The 15,368-nt window shown below is 71.3% G+C and carries 17 protein-coding genes and 1 pseudogene; 8 read left to right on the top strand and 10 right to left on the bottom strand.

What is annotated here, in order from left to right; genetic code table 11:
* Positions 1-110: 110 nt before the first annotated feature.
* Genes ABTY98_RS06640 through ABTY98_RS06630 form a run of 3 tightly spaced genes read left to right on the top strand, consistent with a single transcriptional unit; the run spans position 111 to position 3,166 of the window.
* Positions 111-1,412, top strand: coding sequence for a magnesium transporter MgtE N-terminal domain-containing protein (locus ABTY98_RS06640; protein WP_352219765.1), 1,302 nt, complete (start codon positions 111-113; stop codon positions 1,410-1,412).
* Positions 1,402-1,989 carry a DUF1003 domain-containing protein gene (locus ABTY98_RS06635; protein WP_352219764.1) on the top strand — a complete coding sequence of 196 codons (588 nt, stop codon included), beginning with the start codon at positions 1,402-1,404 and terminating at the stop codon, positions 1,987-1,989. The genes ABTY98_RS06640 and ABTY98_RS06635 overlap by 11 nt, the downstream gene beginning before the upstream one ends.
* 43 nt (positions 1,990-2,032) lie before the next feature.
* The gene (locus ABTY98_RS06630) at positions 2,033-3,166 is read left to right on the top strand and encodes an Mrp/NBP35 family ATP-binding protein (RefSeq protein ID WP_352219763.1); all 1,134 of its coding nucleotides are present in this window, start codon (positions 2,033-2,035) and stop codon (positions 3,164-3,166) included.
* 74 nt (positions 3,167-3,240) lie between these two features.
* On the opposite strand, the gene ABTY98_RS06625 is transcribed toward ABTY98_RS06630, so the two are convergent.
* The 5 genes and pseudogenes from ABTY98_RS06625 to sigE all read right to left on the bottom strand — a co-directional run bounded on the left by ABTY98_RS06625 (position 3,241) and on the right by sigE (position 7,105).
* Complete coding sequence (locus ABTY98_RS06625; RefSeq protein WP_352219762.1) at positions 3,241-3,912, bottom strand: hypothetical protein; 672 nt, start codon at positions 3,910-3,912, stop codon at positions 3,241-3,243.
* Between the two features lie 226 nt (positions 3,913-4,138).
* Positions 4,139-4,573: a sec-independent translocase gene (locus ABTY98_RS06620; RefSeq protein WP_352219761.1), complete on the bottom strand. Its 435-nt coding sequence runs from the start codon at positions 4,571-4,573 to the stop codon at positions 4,139-4,141.
* A 201-nt stretch (positions 4,574-4,774) separates the two neighbouring features.
* Positions 4,775-4,965: pseudogene (locus ABTY98_RS42255) on the bottom strand (PDZ domain-containing protein); the annotation flags it as partial.
* Between the two features lie 467 nt (positions 4,966-5,432).
* Positions 5,433-6,392: an anti-sigma factor family protein gene (locus ABTY98_RS06615; RefSeq protein ID WP_352219760.1), complete on the bottom strand. Its 960-nt coding sequence runs from the start codon at positions 6,390-6,392 to the stop codon at positions 5,433-5,435.
* Positions 6,389-7,105, bottom strand: a complete 717-nt coding sequence (gene sigE, locus ABTY98_RS06610; protein WP_352219759.1) for an RNA polymerase sigma factor SigE — start codon at positions 7,103-7,105, stop codon at positions 6,389-6,391. The genes ABTY98_RS06615 and sigE overlap by 4 nt, the downstream gene beginning before the upstream one ends.
* A 235-nt stretch (positions 7,106-7,340) precedes the next feature.
* Here sigE and ABTY98_RS06605 point away from each other — a divergent pair, with 235 nt between their 5' ends.
* Positions 7,341-8,039: an O-methyltransferase gene (locus ABTY98_RS06605; RefSeq protein ID WP_352219892.1), complete on the top strand. Its 699-nt coding sequence runs from the start codon at positions 7,341-7,343 to the stop codon at positions 8,037-8,039.
* Positions 8,040-8,124: 85 nt separating this feature from the next.
* Here the strand turns inward: ABTY98_RS06605 and ABTY98_RS06600 are convergent, their stop codons facing one another.
* Entirely contained in the window at positions 8,125-8,292 is a 168-nt protein-coding gene (locus tag ABTY98_RS06600) for a DUF3117 domain-containing protein (protein WP_004950282.1), read from the bottom strand.
* Between the two features lie 379 nt (positions 8,293-8,671).
* Here ABTY98_RS06600 and chcB point away from each other — a divergent pair, with 379 nt between their 5' ends.
* Positions 8,672-9,475, top strand: a complete 804-nt coding sequence (gene chcB, locus ABTY98_RS06595) for a 2-cyclohexenylcarbonyl CoA isomerase (RefSeq protein ID WP_352219758.1) — start codon at positions 8,672-8,674, stop codon at positions 9,473-9,475.
* An 81-nt stretch (positions 9,476-9,556) separates the two neighbouring features.
* Here the strand turns inward: chcB and ABTY98_RS06590 are convergent, their stop codons facing one another.
* Together ABTY98_RS06590 and ABTY98_RS06585 are read right to left on the bottom strand one after the other, a co-directional pair.
* Positions 9,557-10,144 (bottom strand): DNA-3-methyladenine glycosylase I, encoded by a 588-nt coding sequence (locus ABTY98_RS06590; protein WP_352219757.1) that lies wholly within the window; start codon positions 10,142-10,144, stop codon positions 9,557-9,559.
* A complete protein-coding gene (locus ABTY98_RS06585; protein ID WP_352219756.1) occupies positions 10,141-10,491 on the bottom strand; it encodes a DivIVA domain-containing protein in 351 nt (116 codons plus the stop codon). Before ABTY98_RS06585 ends, ABTY98_RS06590 begins: the two co-directional genes overlap by 4 nt.
* Before the next feature lie 166 nt (positions 10,492-10,657).
* Here ABTY98_RS06585 and folP point away from each other — a divergent pair, with 166 nt between their 5' ends.
* On the top strand, positions 10,658-11,518 hold the full coding sequence (gene folP, locus ABTY98_RS06580; protein ID WP_352219755.1) for a dihydropteroate synthase: 861 nt from the start codon (positions 10,658-10,660) through the stop codon (positions 11,516-11,518).
* Between the two features lie 61 nt (positions 11,519-11,579).
* Here folP and ABTY98_RS06575 read toward each other — a convergent pair whose 3' ends face one another.
* Positions 11,580-12,338, bottom strand: a complete 759-nt coding sequence (locus ABTY98_RS06575; protein ID WP_352219754.1) for an LOG family protein — start codon at positions 12,336-12,338, stop codon at positions 11,580-11,582.
* Between the two features lie 104 nt (positions 12,339-12,442).
* A complete protein-coding gene (gene dapE / locus ABTY98_RS06570; RefSeq protein ID WP_352219753.1) occupies positions 12,443-13,522 on the bottom strand; it encodes a succinyl-diaminopimelate desuccinylase in 1,080 nt (359 codons plus the stop codon).
* Between the two features lie 93 nt (positions 13,523-13,615).
* Between dapE and ABTY98_RS06565 the strand changes: the two genes are divergently transcribed.
* Together ABTY98_RS06565 and ABTY98_RS06560 are read left to right on the top strand one after the other, a co-directional pair.
* Positions 13,616-14,617: a VldE C-terminal domain-containing protein gene (locus ABTY98_RS06565; protein WP_352219752.1), complete on the top strand. Its 1,002-nt coding sequence runs from the start codon at positions 13,616-13,618 to the stop codon at positions 14,615-14,617.
* 281 nt (positions 14,618-14,898) lie between these two features.
* On the top strand, positions 14,899-15,333 hold the full coding sequence (locus ABTY98_RS06560) for an ATP-binding protein (RefSeq protein ID WP_352219751.1): 435 nt from the start codon (positions 14,899-14,901) through the stop codon (positions 15,331-15,333).
* The last annotated feature ends 35 nt before the right edge of the window (positions 15,334-15,368 follow it).

Below are 15,368 nucleotides of genomic sequence, written 5' to 3'. Positions count from 1 at the left end.
CACCGGGCAGGCGAAAAGGACAGGAAAGTCACCAAGCGGCACTTCGGCGGACAGCTGCACCTCGGCAGCGAGCAGACAGCTGCACCTCGGCAGAAAAAGGAAGCGGTCCCATGGCAGCCGGCGCTCCCAGGATCTTCGTCTCGCACCTCGCCGGCATGGCCGTCTTCGATCCCAACGGCGACCAGGTGGGGCGGGTCAGGGACCTCGTCGTCATGCTGCGCGTCGGCCGCAAGCCCCCGCGGCTGCTCGGCCTGGTCGTCGAACTGTCCACCCGGCGCCGTATCTTCCTGCCCATGACCCGGGTGACGAGCATCGAGTCCGGCCAGGTCATCACCACCGGCGTGCTCAACGTCCGCCGCTTCGAGCAGCGGCCCACCGAGCGCCTGGTCTTCGGTGAACTCCTCGACCGCCGGGTCCAGCTGGTCGAGACCGGCGAGGAGGTCACCGTCCTGGACCTGGGCGCCCAGCAGCGGCAGGCCCGCCGGGAGTGGGAGATCGACCGCGTCTTCGTCCGCAAGGGCCGGACGGGCACCTTCCGGCGGACCCGGGGCGAGTCGCTCACCGTCGAGTGGTCGCAGGTCACCGGCTTCTCCCTGGAGGAGCACGGCCAGGGCGCCGAGAGCCTGCTCGCCACCTTCGAGCAGCTGCGCCCCGCCGACCTCGCCAACGTGCTGCACCACCTCTCCGCCAAGCGCCGCGCCGAGGTGGCCGCCGCACTGGACGACGAGCGCCTGGCCGACGTACTCGAAGAACTCCCCGAGGACGACCAGATCGAGATCCTCGGCAAGCTGAAGGAGGAGCGGGCGGCGGACGTCCTGGAGGCCATGGACCCGGACGACGCGGCCGACCTGCTCGCCGAACTCCCCGAGGAGGACAAGGAGCGGCTGCTGAGCCTGATGCAGCCGGCGGACGCGGCCGAGATGCGGCGCCTGATGTCGTACGAGGAGCACACGGCCGGCGGTCTGATGACGACCGAGCCGATCGTGGTGCGGCCCGACTCCACCGTCGCCGACGCCCTCGCCCGGGTCCGCAACCCCGACCTCTCCCCGGCCCTCGCCGCCCAGGTCTACGTCTGCCGGCCGCCCGACGAGACCCCGACCGGCAAATACCTGGGCACCGTCCACTTCCAGCGCCTGCTGCGCGACCCCCCGTACACCCTGGTCAGTTCGCTCATCGACGACGACCTGCAACCGCTCGACCCCGAGGCCACCCTCCCGATCATCGCCGGGTTCTTCGCCACGTACGACATGGTCGCGGCGCCCGTGGTGGACGAGACCGGGTCGCTGCTGGGCGCGGTGACCGTGGACGACGTACTGGACCACATGCTGCCGGAGGACTGGCGGGAGACCGAGTTCCACCTGGACGAGGAGGAGCAGGCGGAGGAGAAGGGGGTGGGGAACCGTGGCGCCTGAACGGGACAGCACCCGCGAGCGGACGCCGTCCGGCGCCACCGCGGCCACCCGGCCGCGCGGGCCCCGTCTGGACCAGCCGCGCCCGCCCCGGCGGCGGATCGTGCCCGAGTGGGACCCGGACGCCTTCGGCCGGCTGTCCGAGCGCATCGCGCGGTTCCTGGGCACCGGGCGGTTCATCGTCTGGATGACGGTCGTGGTCATCGCCTGGGTGCTGTGGAACGTCGCGGCGCCCGGCAACCTGCGCTTCGACCAGTACCCGTACATCTTCCTGACCCTGGCCCTGTCCCTCCAGGCCTCCTACGCGGCCCCGCTGATCCTGCTCGCGCAGAACAGGCAGGACGACCGCGACCGGGTCAACCTCGAACAGGACCGCAAGCAGAACGAGCGGTCCATCGCCGACACCGAGTACCTCACCCGGGAGATCGCCGCGCTGCGCATGGGCCTGGGCGAGGTGGCGACCCGGGACTGGATCCGCTCCGAGCTCCAGGTCCTGCTCCAGGAGATGGACGAGCGACGGGACGGCCGTGTCGTATTCCCGGCAGAACGGTCGTCGAGGCGTGACGTAGACGACCGGTGAGGGGCGTTATGGGGGCCCAGCGCCGCGCCGTACCATCGTCTGTATGGCTAGCGAAGACGCGGTGCGCGAGGCACTGGCGACGGTGAACGACCCGGAGATCAACCGACCCATCACCGAACTGGGGATGGTCAAATCGGTGGAGATCGGGGAGGACGGCGCGGTCGCGGTCACCGTGTACCTGACGGTCTCCGGCTGCCCCATGCGCGACACGATCACCCAGCGCGTCACCGAGGCGGTCTCCCGCGTCGACGGCGTCACCCGCGTCGACGTCACCCTGGACGTGATGAGCGACGAGCAGCGCAAGGAGCTGGCGTCCGCCCTGCGCGGCGGCCAGACCGAACGCGAGGTGCCCTTCGCCAAACCGGGCAGCCTCACCCGCGTCTACGCGGTCGCCTCCGGCAAGGGCGGTGTCGGCAAGTCGTCCGTGACGGTCAACCTGGCGGCGGCGATGGCGGCCGACGGCCTCAAGGTGGGCGTGGTCGACGCCGACATCTACGGCCACTCGGTCCCGCGCATGCTCGGCGCGGACGGCCGCCCCACCCAGGTCGAGAACATGATCATGCCGCCGTCGGCGAACGGCGTGAAGGTCATCTCGATCGGCATGTTCACGCCGGGCAACGCCCCCGTGGTCTGGCGCGGCCCGATGCTGCACCGCGCCCTCCAGCAGTTCCTCGCGGACGTCTACTGGGGCGACCTCGACGTCCTCCTCCTGGACCTCCCGCCCGGCACGGGTGACATCGCCATCTCGGTCGCCCAGCTGGTCCCGAACGCCGAGATCCTGGTCGTGACGACGCCTCAGCAGGCGGCGGCGGAGGTCGCCGAGCGCGCCGGCTCCATCGCGGTCCAGACCCACCAGAAGATCGTCGGCGTGGTCGAGAACATGTCCGGCCTGCCCTGCCCGCACTGCGGCGAGATGGTCGACGTCTTCGGCACGGGCGGCGGCCAGCTGGTCGCCGACGGCCTCACCCGCACGACGGGTACGAACGTCCCGATCCTCGGCAACATCCCCATCGACCTCCGCCTCCGCGAGGGCGGCGACGAGGGCAAGCCGGTCGTCCTGACGGACCCGGACAGCCCGGCGGGAGCAGCGCTGAGGGGCATCGCGGGGAAGCTGGGGGGACGGCAGCGGGGCCTTTCGGGACTGTCCCTGGGGATCACCCCGAAGAACAAGTTCTAGGGCGTGGTCGCACACGACCCGCAACCCCTACGGCGAAGGGGCGCCAAAACCACCGGCGCCCCTTTTCTCACGTCTCACGCGTACGCGGTGATGTCCTTGACCACCGCGAACCCCAGCCCGTACGCGGACATCCCCCTGCCGTACGCCCCCAGATGCACCCCCTGTGACGTGGACCCGGCGAGCACCCACCCGAACTCCGACTCCCGGTAGTGGAACGGCGTAGCCACCCCGTCCACCGGCAGCGAGAGGGTGGACCACTCCGGTCCGCTCAGCTCGTCGGCCAACTCCCACGCCGTCTCGGTCTGCTGCTCCAGCCAGTCGTCCCGCAGACTGTGGTCCATCTGCCCGGGCCAGGTGAACGACAGCAGACCGACCCCTGCCAGCCACGCGGCCGACGACACGGACGTGGCCTCCAGCAATCCCGTCCCGTCGGCGCTCCTGCGGGACGGATTCGCCGCGACGGTCACGACCACCGCGAACTTCTCCCTCGGCTCACCGACGGACGCGGCGAGGTGCTCGTTCCGCACCGACGGCTCGTCCCCGTGTCCGATCGACCCGTGCTCCACCGCGCCGTCGGCCGCCGTACCCACCTGCATCAGCCAGCGAGGCCCCGTGAACGCCTCGTCGAGGCCGTACCAGGGGAAGGGCGCCTCCAGGTAGCCGCCGACCGTGCGACGGGCGGAGGGGACCTGCTGTCCGTCCTCCGTGACCGGCGTCTGTCCGCCCACCCGACTTGTCGTCTCCATCTGCCCGGACGCCTCCTAGCTCTCGTCGGTCCGGGGCGGCCCGCCCCCCTTCGGGCGCACTCGTCCGGTCCGCACAACAACTCGGCAGCATATCCACACCGCTGGGAGCAGCAGCGAAACCGCCCGGCGCGTGGGTCGCGCGTGCGGCGGGATCAAGCCGTGAGCGGCGCGGACGCGGTATGAAACGCGTCACGTGCGCCGCTCAGGTCGGGGTATCCGGTAAAGCTCAGGTGGCGTCCGCGTCGAACGGCGGACGGTCGTCCTCGCCGGAGTCGTCGGGCTTCTTGGTCATGTCGATCCGGCCACCCGCCGCACCCTTGGAAGGGGACGAGTCGGTCTCGCGGCTGTGCACCGCGTCCGTGACCTCGGCCATCTCCTTCTTCAGGTCGAAGCCGTTGCGGATCTCCTTCAGCCCCAGCTCGTCGCTGTCCAGGTGCTTGCGGACGAAGGTCTTGGGGTTGAGGTCCTCGAACTCGAAGTCCTTGAACTCCGGGCCGAGCTCCTCGCGGATGTCCGCCTTGGCGCTCTCCGAGAACTCCCGGATCTTGCGGATGGTCCGCATCACGTCCTGGATGACCTTCGGGAGCTTGTCCGGACCGAAGACGAGCACGGCGAGCACAATGATGGTCACCAGCTCGAGTGGTCCTATGTCATTGAACACCTGAAGCTCCTTGCGATGTCCTCGGTCCTCGGCCCTCCGGTCGCTGTTGCGGATGTTCCGTGGTCCGGGCCGGGTCCACGGTACCCGGCGTACCGGTCCGACCGGTACCGTCCCGAGGTGTCCGACTGCGTGTGTACGACCGGTTTTCCGGGTTGTTTGCCTAGTCGGGGCACGAGTGGGGTCCCGCCTGTGACGTTCCTGTCAGTTGCTGTCCGAGGAGCCGAGGACCAGCGTGAGCCGTTTCTCCGCTCCGGCGCGCTCGACGGTGAGGCTCAACCGGTCGCCGGGGCGGTGTGCGCGGGTGCGGACGACAGTTCCTCACCGGAGTGGACGGACTGCCCGTCGAGCCCGGTGATGACATCGCCCGCCCGCAGTCCGCCCAGGGGCCCGGGCGGCCATAGGGCGGGGTGCTGTAGGGGTCCGGGGTGTGCCGGGGCCGCTGGGGCTCTTGGGGCCGGTCGGCGGCCGGGACGGGCGGCCTCAGCTCGAAGCCGCCGTCGGTCTCGGCCTCGGTCTTGGAAGCCTCCCGTGTCTCCTGGGCCTCCTGGACGTTCCCGGCGGGGGCCGCCGCCGGTCGCGCGAGTGCGAAGTCGCCGTTGGTGTCGCCGGGCGCCCGGCTCGGCGCGGCCGGTGTCACTTCCTTGGCCCGCTCCCCCGCAGCGGTCACCGCGTCGCCGGGTGTCTCCGGTGACGTCGGCATCCCCTCGTCCATGGTCTCCTCGCGGGCGAACCGCGGCCCGCGCTCAGGGGCGGGCCGCGGAAGGGCGAATCCGCGCCCGGGGCAGCCGCCACGGGCAGGTTGGCTCGCAGGATTCAACCAGGTTCGCGGGTCACCGCGCAGGGGCCGTTCAGCAGATGGTCAGCGGGCCGCGCGGGCGGAGGAAGGGGAGGGAGCGGAGGTCGTGTCGGGGGCGGGTGCGGCGAGCAGGGCGGCGCCGGTCGCCTCGGGGGTGGTGGTCCACGAGGTGAGGGCGAACGGCGGGTTGGCGCTCAGCGGTCGTATCAGCGGGGAGACCGCGGCCGCGCCGGCCAGTACCGGTGCGGTCAGTTCCCGCAGCGCCTTCCCTCCGGCGGCCGGGGAGGGCACCCCGGGCAGCAGCGGCGCGGAGACCGAGGTGGGCGCGGCGGTGGTGCCCAGCAGGGTGCCGGAGGCCAGCAGCGGGGTGAGCGAGCGGCGGCGCTGCGAGTCGGCGGCGCCCGCGGTGCCCGTGCCCGTCGTACCGGCCGGTGCGACACTGCCGCCGCCGGTGCCGGTGCGGGCGCCGGCGGCCGGGGAGCCGGGCAGTCCTGCGGTGACCCCGCCGAGGGCGACGGCGGCCAGCGAGACCGCGCCGGCGGCGACGAACGCGAACCGCATGCCGCGCGAGGCGGAGCGGTCGGCGTCCGGACGGCCGACGGCGTGGATACGGAAGCCCCGGTCGGCGGCCACGGCCGAGTCGTGCGGGTGGGCCGGTACATAACCGAACTCGAAGCGGTCCTCCTGGCTCACGCCGAAGATCCCGCTGCCGGACCGGCGTCCCGAGGGGCCTCCGCCGCCGAACGGCGAACCGCCGCCGTCCGTGTCGCCGCCCCCGGGCAGCCCCTGGAGACGGGCCAGGAAACTCTCGGAGGGCGGGGGCGGGGCGGCCTCCGCGAAGACGTTCTTCAGCGCGCGCTGGGCGTCCGCCTCCGCCTTGCACCTGGCGCAGGTCGCCAGATGGGCCAGGACGCGCTCACGCGACTCATGACCGAGCTCTCCGTCCACCAGGGCGGAGAGTCGGTCTCCCAGGTGCTGCTCGGCGAGCTGTCGCTCGGCGGGTTTCGGTCGGGAACCACTCACGCGGACGCGCCCCCTCCTCCCAGTGCGGGAACACGGGGCACGAAGGAGCGGCGCTCGGTCTTGCGGGCCTCCGGGGAGCGATGCGCGAGGGCCTTGCGCAGCTGGGAGCGGCCACGGTGGATCCGGGAGCGGACGGTGCCGAGCTTGACGCCGAGGGTCGCGGCGATCTCCTCGTACGACAGTCCCTCGATGTCGCACAGGACGACGGCGGCGCGGAACTCGGGCGCGAGGGTGTCGAGGGCCTGCTGGACGTCGGCGTCGAAGTGCGCGTCGTTGAATGCCTGGGACGGGGTGGGCTCACGGCTGGGCAGGCGCTCGGCCGCGTCCTCGCCGAGGGCGTCGAAGCGGATGCGCTGCTTGCGCCGGACCATGTCGAGGAACAGGTTGGTCGTGATGCGGTGCAGCCAGCCCTCGAAGGTGCCCGGCGAGTAGGTCGACAGGGAGCGGAAGACGCGGACGAAGACCTCCTGGGTGAGGTCCTCGGCGTCGTGCTGGTTGCCGGTGAGGCGGTAGGCCAGGCGGTAGACGCGGCCGCTGTGCGTGCTGACGATCTCCTCCCACGTGGGCGGAGTCCATGCCTGCCCGTCCGCGTCGGTGGAGAAGGTCGCGGTCCGGTCCTCGCCCATGGCGAGCGCGTCGGCGTGGGTGGGGTCAGCAGCGGTGTCGTTCACGGATTTCGGCCTGCCCGGCGATCCGAGGAAGCGCCGTAGCACTCCTCCCCGATCCCCAGGCGCGGCCGCACCTCCCCTGTCGGCTCTGGTGGTGTCCAGTGGAGCCCCTACCATAGCCACCTCGCCCGTTAGCGCCGGATAAGCGGTTTTACAAGAACTTGATCTGTGCTGATACGGCTCGTCCGGCCGCACCAGCGGTTGCTCGTCCAGTGTCTCGTCGTCGTGATCCATTCGTGTCCCCCCGCCCTGTCTTCCACCCCTCTAAACGCCTGGTCCCATCAGCAGGTTCCCGGCGCCAACGGATACAGTCACGCCCAGGCAACCACGGGGACAGGAGAGGGTCATTACCGGCAACCGGCAGACGAGCTGGGCGTTCGCCGACGCCTTTGTCGCCGAGGACGAAGCGCTGCGGTGGGCCCGTGACCGGGCCCGCGAGGCAGGGCTGCGCTCGGTGTCGCCCGGCACGGGCGCCGCGCTGCGTATGCTCGCCGCCTCCGTGGACGCCAAGGCCGTCGCCGAGATCGGTACCGGGTGCGGGGTGTCCGGGATGCATCTGCTGCACGGCATGCGCGCGGACGGTGTCCTGACGACCGTCGACCCCGAGCCGGAGCACCAGCAGTTCGCCCGGCAGGCCTTCCGCGCCTGCGGCTTCGCGAGTAACCGGGCCCGTTTCATTCCCGGCCGCGCCCTCGACGTCCTCCCCCGTCTCGCGGACGCCGGCTACGACCTGGTCTTCTGCGACGGCGACCGGCAGGAGTACTGCGACTATCTCGCTGAATCGTTGCGCCTGCTGCGCCCGGGCGGCCTGGTGGTATTCGAGGGCGTCTTCGCCAACGGCCGCACGGTCGACTCCGGACCGCAGCCGACCGAGGTGCTGCGGCTGCGCGAGCTGCTGCGCACGGTCCGGGAGACCCCGGAGCTGGTGCCGTCGCTGCTGCCGGTGGGCGACGGACTGCTCTGCGCCGTCAAGCGCTGACCTCGGCGGGGAAGGACCGCGGGTACGGCAGCGCCCCGGCAGCATACGATGCCGGGGCGGCCGAAAGGGTGTGGTCGCTGACGCCTCAGACGACGACGTTCTTGAGGGCGTCGGCGAGCGCCGCGGCCTCGTCAGGGGTCAGCTCGACGACGAGCCGACCGCCGCCTTCGAGCGGAACGCGCATGACGATGCCCCGCCCCTCCTTGGTCACCTCGAGCGGGCCATCACCCGTCCGCGGCTTCATGGCCGCCATGCTGGTTCCCCTTCCTGAAAACAGCTCATCGTCTGCCGACGGCCCGCGTGGGCACGCGCGATCCTGGCGGGACACGCGTCACCGGCATCGAACACATTGCTTCCAAGCCATTATCCCGCATCTCAGGACCCGATGACCAACATCAGTCGGCATCGCTTGAGCAACGCGCGCGAGCAAAACCACTCAATTCGGCGATGTGACTGCGATACTGCGCCGCCCCGCGTCCTTACGCCGACCGAGTCGGCTCCGGATTTCTTTGACGCAGGTCACACGACGGGTCCGGTCCCCGGACCGCGATCTCCGCCATGCTGTCCTTCGGACATCGACGTACTGAGCGGTACGTCAGCCGCGACGACGGAGACGACGGAGGGGACGCACCATGACCGACACCGTGCTCTACGAGGTGAGCGACGGACTCGCGACGATCACGCTGAACCGCCCCGAGGCGATGAACGCGCTGAACATCGCGACGAAGGTCGCGCTTCGTGAGGTCGCGCAGGAAGCGGCGGCCGACACGGCCGTCCGGGCGATCCTGCTGACCGCCGCCGGGGACCGGGCGTTCTGCGTGGGCCAGGACCTCAAGGAACACATCACGCTGCTCGCGTCCGACCGGGAGACAGGGTCGGGGCAGACGATGACGACGGTCCGGGAGCACTACAACCCGATCGTGCGGGCGCTGGCCGGGGCGCCGAAGCCGGTGGTGGCCGCGGTGAACGGCGTCGCCGCCGGCGCCGGGTTCGGGTTCGCACTGGCCGCGGACTACCGCGTGGTCGCCGATACGGCCGCTTTCAACACGTCGTTCGCGGGGGTCGCGCTGACCGCGGACTCCGGTGTGTCGTGGACGTTGCCGCGGGTTGTGGGGCCGGGGCGGGCCGCCGATCTGCTGCTTTTCCCCCGGAGCATCAGCGCGCAGGACGCGTATGACTGGGGGATCGCGAATCGCGTCGTGCCCGCGGCCGAGCTGCGCGCCGAGGCCGAGAAGACCGCGCGGAAGCTGGCCGAGGGGCCGACGGTGGCCTATGCGGCGCTGAAGGAGGCGGTGGCTTTCGGGCTCACGCACTCCCTAGGAGAGACGCTGGACAAGGAGGACGAGCTGCAGACCCGGGCCGGGGCCTCCGAGGATCACGGGATCGCCGTGCAGGCGTTCGTGAACAAGGAGAAGCCCAAGTATTCGGGGCGGTGACTCGTCGTGGGGAACTGCGGGCGTGTGGGGGCTGGTCGCGCCCACGCGGCGGCAGCCGCAGCCGACATAGCCCCGCGCCCCTCAAGAGGCGCTACGGGCGACGCACGTCTCCAAGTGGTCGTTCACCAAGCCGCACGCCTGCATCAGGGCGTAGGCCGTCGTGGGGCCGATGAAGCGCAGGCCGCGTTTTTTCAGGGCCTTGGACAGGGCCATCGACTCCGGCGTCACCGGCAGTACGTCGGCGATGGTCTTCGGAGCCGGGTACATACCCGGCTCCGGGGCGTACGACCAGATCAGCTCGTCCAAATCGCCCGGCGCCCACTCCGCCAGGACCTTTGCGTTGGCCATCGTCGCGTCGATCTTCGATCTGTTGCGGATGATGCCCGGGTCCGCCAGAAGCCGCTCCCGGTCCTCGTCCGTGAAGGTGGCCACCTTTTCGATACGGAAGTCGGCGAACGCGGCCCGGAAGCCGGGGCGGCGGCGGAGGATCGTGATCCAGGAGAGGCCCGACTGGAAGGCCTCCAGGCTGAGGCGTTCGTAGAGGGCGTCGTCGCCGTGGACCGGGCGGCCCCACTCCTCGTCGTGGTACGCCACGTAGTCCGCGGTGGACAGGGCCCAGGGGCAGCGCAGCTTGCCGTCCGGCCCGGCCACCACCGCTCCGTCGGTCACGGCCGGTCCTCCGGCTCGGGCTTGGCCGGCGAGGTGTGGGGTGCGGCCTGGGCGCCGGCCAGCGCGGACTCCAGGTCGGTGATCCGGGCATCGCGCTCCGCGAGCTCGGCGCCGAGGCGGCTGAGCGCGTCGTCGACGTCCGCCATGCGGTAGCCGCGCGGGGCGAGGGGGAAGCGGAGGCTCTCCACGTCCGCGCGGTTCACCGGGCGGTCCGGGGGCAGCGGGTCCTGGAAACGCTCGGGCGCCACCTCGGGAAGCGGGCCGCTCTCGCCGCCGCTCACCACGGAGAGCGTGACCGCGGCGACCACGACCGCGAGCGCGACGACCAGGAACAAGAACATAACCATCGCGGTGGCCCCCAGGCTCGATGAAGCTCGGTGCAGCACTCCTGGCGCTCAGAGTGCTCAGTGTGCTCGGTGTCGAATGTGTCTGTGTCCGATCGTGCCATGCGAGTCTGACAGTTAGGGTCGCAGGCGGTCGTACCGAGGGACTTACTACGAGAGGTCACAGGCGATGCTCAGGTTGGGCAGGCGGGAGTTCGCACCGCACGAACCGGTGGTCATGGCCATCGTGAACCGGACACCGGACTCCTTCTACGACCAGGGTGCGACCTTCCGCGACGAACCGGCCCTCGCGCGCGTGGAGCAGGCGATCGCCGAGGGGGCCGCGATCATCGACATCGGCGGGGTGAAGGCCGGGCCGGGCGAAGAGGTCACGGCCGAGGAGGAGGCACGGCGGATCGTCGGCTTCGTCGCGGAGGTGCGCCGGCGGTTCCCGGAGGTCGTCATCAGCGTGGACACCTGGCGGGCGTCGGTCGCGGAGGCCGTCTGCGAGGCCGGGGCGGATCTGCTCAATGACGCGTGGGGCGGGGTCGACCCGGGGCTGGCGGAGGTCGCGGCGCGGTACGGGGTCGGGCTGGTCTGCACGCACGCGGGTGAGGCGGAGCCGCGGACACGGCCGCACCGGGTGACGTACGACGACGTCATGGCCGACATTCTGCGGGTGACCCTCGGGCTGGCCGAGCGGGCCGTGGCGCTGGGGGTGCCCCGGGAGTCGGTGATGATCGATCCCGGGCACGACTTCGGGAAGAACACCCGGCACAGCCTGGAGGCGACGCGACGGCTGGGCGAGATGGTGCAGACGGGGTGGCCGGTGCTGGTCTCCCTGTCCAACAAGGACTTCGTCGGCGAGACGCTGGACCGGCCGCTGAAGGAACGGGTGATCGGCACCTTGGCCACGACGGCGGTGTCGGCGTGGCTGGGGGCTCAGGTGTACCGCGTCCACGAGGTGGCGGAGACCCGCCAGGTCCTCGACATGGTGGCGTCACTCGCGGGCCACCGCCCCCCGACGGTCGCCCGACGGGGCCTGGCGTAGCCCGCCGTCCACCCACCACCCGACTCGGTCGGTCGAGAAGTGGGCGGGCAGGACGTCGGCTTCAGCGGGCCGCTTCCTTGGAGACCAGCGCCACCGCCTCGTCCACGTCGTCCGTCACGTGGAACAGGAGGAGGTCCTTCTCCGAGGCCTTGCCCTGGGCCACCAGGGTGTTGCGGAGCCAGTCCACCAGGCCGCCCCAGTACGCGCTGCCGAACAGCACGATCGGGAAGCGGGTGACCTTCTGCGTCTGGACGAGGGTGAGCGCCTCGAAGAGTTCGTCGAGGGTGCCGAGGCCGCCGGGCAGGACCACGAAGCCCTGCGCGTACTTGACGAACATCATCTTCCGCACGAAGAAGTAGCGGAAGTTCAGGCCGATGTCGACGTACGGGTTGAGGCCCTGTTCGAAGGGCAGCTCGATACCGAGGCCGACGGAGACGCCGCCCGCCTCCAGGGCGCCCTTGTTGGCCGCCTCCATCGCGCCGGGCCCGCCGCCCGTGATGACCGCCCAGCCGGCCTCGACCAGGCCCCGGCCCAACTGCACACCCGCCTCGTACTCCGGCGAGTCCACCGGCGTCCGCGCGGAGCCGAACACACTGATCGCGGCCGGGAGTTCGGCGAGCGTGCCGAAGCCCTCGATGAACTCCGACTGGATGCGCAGCACCCGCCAGGGGTCCGTGTGGACCCAGTCGGAGGGGCCGCCCGCGTCCAGCAGACGCTGGTCCGTCGTGCTCGCGGTCACCTGACCGCGCCGTCGGAGGACCGGTCCCAGGCGCTGCTCGTCCGGCGGCACCTTCTTCCCCTCGGGGTTCCCGGTAGGCATGTGTGCGCTCCCTCCGCTTGCAGGTATATCTGCCTCAGCGTAGATCCACCCGGGTTACAGGCGCGGGACGTCGGCATGTCTGGTGCGAAGCGCCGTCGTGTGGTTCAGCCGGCCAGCCAGGCGCGCAGACGCTCCTCGCCCGCCAGGATCTTCCCGGTTTCGACCCTTTCGTCCCGCTTGTGCGCCAAGTGCGGATTGCCGGGACCGTAGTTGACCGCCGGGACGCCGAGGGCCGAGAAACGGGAGACATCGGTCCAGCCGTACTTGGGCATCGGGGTACCGCCGACCGCCTCGATGAACGCGGCCGCGGCCGGGTGGGAGAGGCCGGGCAGCGCCCCGGGGCTGTGGTCGTCGACCATGAACTCCTCGACCCCGCAGTCGGCGAAGACCTCGCGGACATGCGCGATCGCCTCCTCCTCGGAACGGTCGGGGGCGTACCGGAAGTTGACGGTGACCACACACGCGTCGGGGATGACGTTGCCCGCGACCCCGCCCGAGATACCGACCGCGTTGAGGCCCTCGCGGTACTCCAGGCCGTCGATGACCGGATAGCGCGGCTCGTAGGCGGCGAGGCGGGCGAGGATCGGGGCGGCCCGGTGGATCGCGTTGGAGCCCATCCAGGAGCGCGCGGAATGGGCCCGCTCGCCCGTGGTCCTCAGCAGGACGCGCAGGGTCCCCTGGCAGCCACCCTCGACCTCACCGTCGGAGGGTTCGAGGAGGACCGCGAAGTCGCCTGCCAGCCACTCCGGGTGGGCTTCGGCGACATGCCTGAGACCGTTCAGGTGGGCGGCGACCTCCTCGTTGTCGTAGAAGACGAAGGTCAGGTCGCGGTTCGGGGCGGGGACGGTGGCCGCGATGCGCAGCTGGACCGCGACGCCGGACTTCATGTCGCAGGTGCCGCAGCCCCACAGCACGCCGTCGTCGTCCAGCCTGGACGGCACGTTCTCGGCGATCGGAACGGTGTCGATATGGCCGGCCAGGATCACGCGCTCGGAGCGGCCGAGGTTCGTCCGGGCGATCACGTTGTTGCCGTGGCGGTCGACCGTCAGATGCGGCAGGGCACGCAGCGCGGCCTCGATGGCGTCCGCGAGCGGCTTCTCGGTGCCGCTCTCCGAGGGGAAGTCGACGAGTCGCGCGGTCAGCGCGGCGGCGTCCAGCGAGAGGTCAAGCGAGGTGTCGGCCATGGTCCCGACCCTAACGCGCGCCACCGAGCGGCCGGGTTCACAGGCTTACGGGCCCGACGGTGAGCGCCTCGTACTGTCCAGTATGTTGTACGCGTGCCAGAGCCGTCCCCCATCCGCCCCAAGCGTCGCCGCCGTGTCCTGCGCTTCGTGTCGGGCTTGCTGATTCTGTGCGCCGTCGCGGCCTATCTGGTCGTCCAGTACGTCACCGGAGGCGGTGGCGCCGAGGGCTGCAAGGTCGTCTCGGACCGCAACGGCGGCGAGTCGTACCAGTTCACGCCCGAGCAGGCGGTGAATGCGGCGACGATCGCCGCCGTCGGCACCGGGAGAGGTATGCCCGAGCGGGCGGTGGCCATCGCCCTGGCGACCTCGATCCAGGAGTCGGGACTGCTCAACATCCAGCACGGCGACCTTGATTCGCTGGGCCTGTTCCAGCAGCGGCCCTCGCAGGGCTGGGGCACCGCGAAGCAGATCCTGGACCCGGCGTACGCGGCGGGCATGTTCTACGCCCACCTGGCCAAGGTGCCCGACTACGAGACCCTGCCGCTGACGGTGGCCGCGCAGCGCGTGCAGCGCAGCGGCTACCCGGAGGCGTACGCCAAGCACGAGACCGACGCCACGCTGCTCGCGGCGGCGCTGACCGGGCGGGCGGCGGCCACGCTGACCTGCGACGGGCGCCCGGCGGCCACCACGGAGGCGGCGGCGACGGGCCCGGACGCGGTACGGACCGCGCTGGTACGGGACTTCGGGCGGGACGCGGTCGAGGAGGCCGGTGCGGAGGTGAACGGCTCGTCCGCGAGTTCGCCGACTCCGACGCCGAGCGTGACCGCTACGGCGCACGGGAGGACCGTGACCGTGCCGGTGCCGGAGGGCGGGAAGACCGACAGGTCCGGGCGCACCGAGAGCGAGCGCGGCTGGCAGCTGGCGCACTGGGCGGTGGCCAACGCCTCGGCGCTGCACATCCAGCGGGTGTCGTACGCCGGCCGTGAGTGGTCCGCCGGGAGCACGGACAGCCGGTGGCAGCCGACGTCCGGTTCGCAGGGAACGGGCGGTGCCGAGAAGCCCGTTGCGTCGGTGCGGATCGTGACCGGGCAGTAGTTCGAGCTTTCACTCCGCCGGGTCGGCCCGGGCGGATCGCGCACCTGGTGTGCCCAGGTGTTCGGACGGCCACTGGCGCATGCGCGAAGCCCCTTGGGAGCACAGGGCCGTAAGGATTCTGCGGGTTTCGGCGGGGTCTCGACCCAGGCACTCTTTGCCCGTTTTTATCCACACCCGATAATGCGATGCGTTATCAATTCTTTACCTTCGGCTTCCGCAACCTTCGCGGGCTTCGAGCGGTAGTCACGGCGATCACGTTCCCTCCCGTCGAATGGAGCATCATGTCCCTCCCTCTGACCCGCCGGATCGCCCGTGCCGCGCTGCTCGTCGCAGCGGGAGCGGCTGCCGGGGTCGGTGCGGCCGGCTCCGCCAGCGCGGCCCCGAGTCTGCCGGCCGCCCCGAACCTGGGTGGTCTGACCGCCCTGGACGGAGCGAGCGTCGGTAACACCGCCGACGCTGCGGCGCAGAACGTCACCGGGGCCGTCGCCCACACCGGTGGCAATGCGGTCGAGTCGGCGCTGCCGGCCGCGGGCAAGACCGGCGGCAAGGCCGTCAAGGTGGCGGCGCCGGTGGTGCAGCACGCCGCGGGCGACGCGGCCGGCTCCGCCGGTGGGCTGCTGGGCGAGACGGCGGCCACGGCGACGAAGGGCGGCCTGCCGACGCAGGGGCTGACCCCGGGCGGGCTGCCGGTCAAGGGCCTGCCGCTGGGCGGCTGACGCCGCGGCGCCGGTGGTGTGAGAAGGGACCCGGG

Origin of the sequence: Streptomyces sp. NPDC096040 (assembly GCF_040303265.1) — a bacterium.
Classification (GTDB): Bacteria; Actinomycetota; Actinomycetes; order Streptomycetales; family Streptomycetaceae; genus Streptomyces.
The sequence above is the reverse complement of the archived record's forward strand: the minus strand, read 5'-3'. Positions and strand labels throughout refer to the sequence as shown.